We start from the raw sequence: 6086 nt of genomic DNA, 5'->3' as shown, positions 1-6086 counted from the left end.
CGATCTGCCGGCTCATGTTGAGCTCGACATCTTCGATGCGCTTGTTGTCCGGCGCCAGCGGGATCCGCTCGGTCACCTTCTCGATGCGGGTGCGGGTCACCTGGATCTGCATACCCTCGGTGACCGGGGCGGATGCCGGTGGAACCACGGTGTCGTTCTGCTCGAGCGGGGCCCCTGCCGCGGCGAGCAGACCGGCGACGTTGGGGGCCGCCAGGTGCACCGTCGAGGGCACACCGCCGTCGTCGATATGGACCGTCTTGGCACTGACCACCGGCAGCGCCATCCCACCGAGGGGCACCCGGCTGCCGCGCGATGCCGCCGCGGGTGCCTTGTCGGTCATCTTCAGCTGCGCGAGAGCCTCGTCGACCGTCGAGGCGGTGGTCCACACCTGCTTGCTGTCGTTACCGTCCAACGACAATTGCAGAGGCCGGCTGCGGCGCAGAACGATGGTGTCGGACTGGTGCACGGACTCGTCGGCGGCGGGGTAAAGATCATCGCGATCGCCTACGGAAAATCCGTTCTCTTCGACCACATCGATCACCGTGGACTTCATCGTCGTCACCGTCATCGGCGCGCCGTCGACGCTCAGCGTGACGGTCTTGTGCGATCCGACGGCGATACCCCCGGCCGCGGTGAGCGTGACCAGCAGGGCCCCCACCACGCCACGCAGCAGCGGTGAGCGGGACTCATGAAGTTTGTCGAGCACGTCCATATATCAGCTTTTCTCCCCGGTACGGACGGCACAGTTCACCGCCGGCGGTTGAGGTTTGATCACAAGACGGTAACGAATCGGCCCACACCGGGCAACTAGGCGCGGCCGCTCCCGTTAAGTCCGTACACCCGCGCCGCGGTGGCCGCGGTCTCGGACGCGACCTCTTCGGCGGGCCGGTCCAGCAACTCTGCGAGTGCCCGCACAGTGTATGGCAGGCAATACGGCTCGTTCGGTGCGCCGCGGAACGGATGCGGGGTCAGAAACGGTGCGTCGGTCTCCACCAGCAGCTGGCCCGGCGGGATCAGCCGCGCGGCTTCCCGCAGGTCACGGGCGTTCTTGAAGCTGACCGTTCCGGAGAGGCTGAGTACCCAGCCGGCGTCCACACAGGTGTGAGCCATCTGCGGACCCGACGAGAAACAGTGGAAGATCACTGTCTCGGGCGCCCCTTCGGCGCGAAGTACGTCGAGCACTTCGGCATCGGCGTCGCGGTTGTGGATCATCAGCGGTTTGCCGGTGCGCTTGGCCAGTTCGATGTGCCAGGCGAAGGCCTCGCGCTGCTCGGCCGGCGTCGCGCAGCCCTCCAGCCGGCCCGGCCAATACAGGTCCATGCCGGTCTCCCCGACCGCGACCACCCGCGGATGGGCGGCCAGGCGCTCCACCTCGGCCCGGGCCGCGTCGTCAAGGGCATTGGCCCGCGTGGGATGCAGCGCCACCGCGCCGTACACGCGCTCATCAGCCTCGACGGCCGTGGTCACCCAGCGCGCCGAGTCCAGGTCATCGGCGATCGTGACCACCTGGCCCACCCCGACGGCCGCCGCGCGGTCCACGATCGCGCGGATGTCGTCAGCGGTCTGTGCGCCGCAGGCGTCGAGGTGGGTGTGCGCGTCGACCAGCGGAGCCAACGGCTCCGGAGCCGGCGGCTTCTCCCTGGCTGAGCGTTTGGACCCCACCGCAACACCATAAGGTGGGGGCAAATGAGTGAGCCTTCCAACGTCCCGTACTACATCACCACGGCCATCGCCTATCCCAACGGTGCGCCGCACATCGGGCACGCCTACGAGTACATCGCGACCGACGCGATCGCCCGGTTCAAGCGGCTCGACGGCTTCGATGTGCGCTACCTGACCGGAACCGACGTGCACGGGCAGAAGATGGCCGAGGCCGCGACGGCCCAGGGCATCGCGGCGGCCGAACTGGCCAACCGCAATTCCGACGTCTTCCAGCGGCTGCAGGAGAAGCTCAACATCTCCTTCGACCGGTTCATCCGCACCTCCGACGCCGACCACTACGAGGCGTGCAAGGAGATCTGGCGCCGGATGAGCGAGGCCGGGGACATCTACCTGGGCACCTACGCCGGCTGGTACTCGGTGCGCGACGAGCGATTCTTCGCCGAGGACGAGACCGAGGTGCGTGGCTCCGATGCCGAAGGCACCCGGTTCTCGATCGAGACGGGCACCCCGGTGACCTGGACCGAGGAGCAGACCTACTTCTTCAAGCTCTCCGCCTACACCGAGCGGCTGTTGGCGCACTACCGGGACCACCCGGAGTTCATCGGCCCCGATGTGCGCCGCAACGAGATCGTCAGCTTCGTCTCCGGTGGGCTGAAGGATCTGTCGATCTCGCGGACCACGTTCGACTGGGGTGTGCCGGTGCCCGACCATCCCGACCACGTGATGTACGTGTGGGTGGACGCGCTCACCAATTACCTGACCGGCGTGGGCTTTCCCGACGAGGCCGCTGAAGACTTCCAGAAGTACTGGCCCGCCAAGCTGCACATGATCGGCAAGGACATCATCCGGTTCCACACGGTGTACTGGCCCGCGTTCCTGATGTCAGCCGGGATCGCCCTTCCCGAAAGGGTTTTCGCGCACGGCTTCATCAACGTCAAGGGCGAGAAGATGAGCAAGTCGGTGGGCAACGTGGTGGATCCGATCGCGCTCATCGACACCTTCGGGCTCGACCCGGTGCGCTACTTCTTCCTGCGCGAGGTGTCCTTCGGCCAGGACGGCAGCTACAGCGAGGAAGCCATCATCGGCCGGATCAACGCCGACCTGGCCAACGAGCTCGGCAACCTGGCGCAGCGCTCACTGTCGATGGTGGCCAAGAACCTCGACGGCGTGGTGCCCGACCCGGGAACCTTCGACGACGACGACGTCGCGCTGCTGAATGCCGCCGACGGTCTGCTCGACCAAGTGCGCGCCCACTACGATGTGCCCGCGATGCATCTTGCGCTTGAAGCGATCTGGTCGGTGCTGGGTGCGGCGAACCGCTACTTCTCGGCGCAGGAACCGTGGGTCCTGCGCAAGTCGGAGGATCCGGCCGACCAGCAACGGTTCGGTACGGTGCTCTACACGACGTTGGAGGTGGTGCGGATCGCGGCGACGCTGACGCAGCCCGTGATGCCGGACTCGACGGCCAAGCTTCTCGACCTGCTCGGCCGGCCGGCCGACGCCCGTGACTTCGACTCGATCGGAACCCGGATCAAGCCCGGGACCGAACTGCCCGCTCCAACGGGGGTCTTCCCCCGCTACCAGATGGATTGACATGGCTGTATTACACGAGAAACTGCAGGGAATCTACGAGGAAGTAGCGCAGCGCAACGCCGGCGAGCAGGAATTCCACCAGGCCGTCATCGAAGTGCTGACCAGCCTCGGGCCGGTGGTGGCCAAGCACCCGGACTACGCGGACGGAGCCATCATCCGTCGGCTGTGCGAACCGGAACGGCAGATCATCTTCCGGGTGCCGTGGCAGGACGACTCCGGCACCGTGCAGATCAACCGCGGCTTCCGGGTCGAGTTCAACTCGGCGCTGGGACCGTTCAAGGGCGGTCTGCGCTTCCACCCGTCGGTCTACCTCGGCATCGTGAAGTTCCTCGGCTTCGAGCAGATCTTCAAGAACTCGCTGACCGGTCTGCCGATCGGCGGCGGTAAGGGCGGGTCGGACTTCGATCCCAAGGGTCGCTCCGATGCCGAGGTGATGCGGTTCTGTCAGTCCTTCATGACCGAGCTCTACCGCCACATCGGCGAGTACACCGACGTGCCCGCCGGCGACATCGGCGTCGGCAGCCGCGAAATCGGTTACCTGTTCGGCCAGTACAAGCGGATCACCAACCGTTACGAGTCCGGTGTGCTCACCGGAAAGGGACTGACCTGGGGCGGATCGCAGGTGCGCACCGAGGCCACCGGGTACGGCACGGTGTTCTTCGTCGACGAGATCCTGCGCTCGCGCGGACAGTCCTTCGAAGGCAAGCAGGTTGTGGTGTCCGGCTCGGGCAACGTGGCGATCTACGCGATCGAGAAGGTGCACGCGCTCGGTGGCACCGTGGTGGCCTGTTCGGACTCCGGCGGCTACGTGCGCGACGACAAGGGTATCGACCTGGACCTGCTCAAGGAGGTCAAGGAGCTGCGCCGGGGCCGCATCGAGGACTACGCCGAGGCCCGTGGCGGTTCGGCCCAGGTGATCACCGGCGGCAGCGTGTGGGAGGTGCCGTGCGACATCGCGTTGCCGTGCGCCACCCAGAACGAGCTCTCCGGCGCCGACGCCGCGATGCTGATCCAGTCGGGCTGCCAGATCGTCGCCGAGGGCGCCAACATGCCGTGCACCCCGGAGGCCGTGAAGAACTTCGAGGACGCCGGGGTGACGTTCGCCCCGGGCAAGGCGGTCAACGCCGGTGGTGTGGCCACCAGCGCGCTGGAGATGCAGCAGAACGCCTCGCGGGACTCGTGGAACTTCGACGACACCGAGGCCCGGCTGGCCGAGATCATGCGGCGCATCCACGACCGCTGCCTGTCCACCGCCGACGAGTACGACAAGCCGGGCAACTACGTGGCCGGCGCGAACATCGCCGGCTTCATCCGGGTGGCCGACGCGATGCTGGCGCTGGGACTGGTCTGATCCCGTGATCTAGGCCACATCTGCCCGGCCGGCTGTCACATCTCGGGGCCGTGCGGTGTCTTGAGGGCACACGCCTTCTGAGAGGAGACACCCAATGAGCACGCAGAACACTCACGTGGTCGTGATCGGCGGTGGATATGCCGGAGTGCTGGCGGCCAACCATCTGCACAGCACGCCGGGAGTCGCTGTCACGCTGGTCAATCCGCGGCCCGAGTTCGTCGAGCGGATCCGGCTGCACCAGCTGGCCGTCGGCAACCATGACGCCGCCGTGGCCTACGACACGATGTTGGGCGCCGGGGTCCGGCTTCTGGTCGACGGCGCCGAACGCATCGACGCCGAGATTCGCCAGGTGCAGCTGACCTCCGGCGAAGTACTCGACTACGACTACCTGATCTACGCCGTGGGCAGCACCGCCGGGGTGCCTGCCTCGGTGCCCGGCGCGGCCGAATTCGCTTACCCGCTCTCGGAATTCGAACACGCCCAGCGGCTGCGGGCGCGGCTGCAGGATGTGCCGATGCCGGCCCCGGTGGTCGTGGTCGGGGGCGGTCTGACCGGGATCGAGGCGGCCGCCGAGCTCGCCGAGGTGGGCCGCAACGTCACGCTCGTCACCGATGTGGTCGGCGCCTCGCTGGGCCGCGGCGGCCGGCGCTCGATCGTCAAGGCGCTGACCAAGCTCGGCGTCACCATCGTCGACGGACCCGAGATCCTGGTCTCGGCGGTCGAGGCCGATGCGATCAGTCTGGCCGACGGCAACCGACTGCCCAGCGCGGTGACGGTGTGGACCACCGGATTCGGGGTGCCCGGGCTGGCCGCGGCCAGCGGGTTGCGCACCGACGAGCTGGGCCGGTTGCTCACCGACGAGACGCTGACGAGTCTCGACGACGCCCGCATCGTGGCAGCTGGTGACGCCGCCGCACCATCGGGTATTCCGCTGCGGATGAGCTGCCAGTCGGCGGGCCCGATGGGGATCCAGGCCGCCGACACCGTGTTGGCCCGGATCGCCGGCACCCAACCCAAGGCCCTCAACCAGGCGTTCGCCGGACAGTGCGTGAGCGTCGGCCGCAAGGCCGGAACCGTGCAGCTGTGCCACTCCGACGACAGCCCGCGCCACGTCTACATCGGCGGGCGCACCGGTGCGTTCCTCAAGGAGCAGGTGTGCCGGGCCACCATCACCTTCCTGCGCAAGGAGGGCGTCAAGCCCGGATCCTACTTCTGGTTCAAGGGTGACAACCGGGCCCGTCAGCTCGCCGCGGCGCAGCAGGAGAGTCTCGTCTGATGTCCACCGCCGGCGCAGGTAACTCGAACGAGCACGCCGAGCGGTTCACGCTGTTGCGGCCGCTGCTGTTCACCATCGCCTACGAGATCCTCGGCACGGCAACCGAATCCGATGACGTGCTGCAGGAGAGTTACCTGCGCTGGGCCGAGGTCGACCTGGCGAAGGTGACCGACACCAAGGCCTATCTGGCCCAGCTGGTCACCC

5 protein-coding genes and 1 pseudogene are annotated in these 6086 nt (G+C 67.3%); 4 read left to right on the top strand and 2 right to left on the bottom strand.

Annotation, left to right across the window (positions count from 1 at the left end; all coding sequences use genetic code 11):
• Positions 1-712 (bottom strand): ubiquitin-like domain-containing protein (locus A5740_RS23900; protein ID WP_139335321.1); only part of this gene is annotated, 712 nt, incomplete at its 3' end.
• A gap of 95 nt (positions 713-807) precedes the next feature.
• Entirely contained in the window at positions 808-1662 is an 855-nt protein-coding gene (locus A5740_RS23895) for a TatD family hydrolase (protein WP_076198221.1), read from the bottom strand.
• Between the two features lie 24 nt (positions 1663-1686).
• On the opposite strand from A5740_RS23895, the gene metG reads away from it, so the two are divergent.
• The 4 genes and pseudogenes from metG to A5740_RS23875 form a co-directional block, all read left to right on the top strand.
• Positions 1687-3255: a methionine--tRNA ligase gene (gene metG / locus A5740_RS23890; protein ID WP_076198219.1), complete on the top strand. Its 1569-nt coding sequence runs from the start codon at positions 1687-1689 to the stop codon at positions 3253-3255.
• Between the two features lies 1 nt (position 3256).
• Positions 3257-4606, top strand: a complete 1350-nt coding sequence (gene gdhA / locus A5740_RS23885) for an NADP-specific glutamate dehydrogenase (RefSeq protein ID WP_076198217.1) — start codon at positions 3257-3259, stop codon at positions 4604-4606.
• Positions 4607-4700: 94 nt separating this feature from the next.
• Positions 4701-5882 (top strand): NAD(P)/FAD-dependent oxidoreductase, encoded by a 1182-nt coding sequence (locus A5740_RS23880; protein WP_076198215.1) that lies wholly within the window; start codon positions 4701-4703, stop codon positions 5880-5882.
• Positions 5882-6086: pseudogene (locus tag A5740_RS23875) on the top strand (RNA polymerase subunit sigma-24); the annotation flags it as partial. The gene A5740_RS23880 and the pseudogene A5740_RS23875, both read left to right, overlap by 1 nt.

Source organism: Mycobacterium sp. GA-1841 (assembly GCF_001954135.1).
Lineage (GTDB): Bacteria > Actinomycetota > Actinomycetes > Mycobacteriales > Mycobacteriaceae > Mycobacterium.
Note: the sequence above shows the minus strand (reverse complement) of the source record. Positions and strands in the feature narration are given on the sequence as shown.

Bases quoted from the DNA above. Each gene is read 5' to 3' on its own strand.
- gdhA (WP_076198217.1), top strand. From the start codon at position 3,257: ATGGCTGTATTACACGAGAAACTGCAGGGAATCTACGAGGAAGTAGCG.
- metG (WP_076198219.1), top strand. From the start codon at position 1,687: ATGAGTGAGCCTTCCAACGTCCCGTACTACATCACCACGGCCATCGCC.
- A5740_RS23880 (WP_076198215.1), top strand. From the start codon at position 4,701: ATGAGCACGCAGAACACTCACGTGGTCGTGATCGGCGGTGGATATGCC.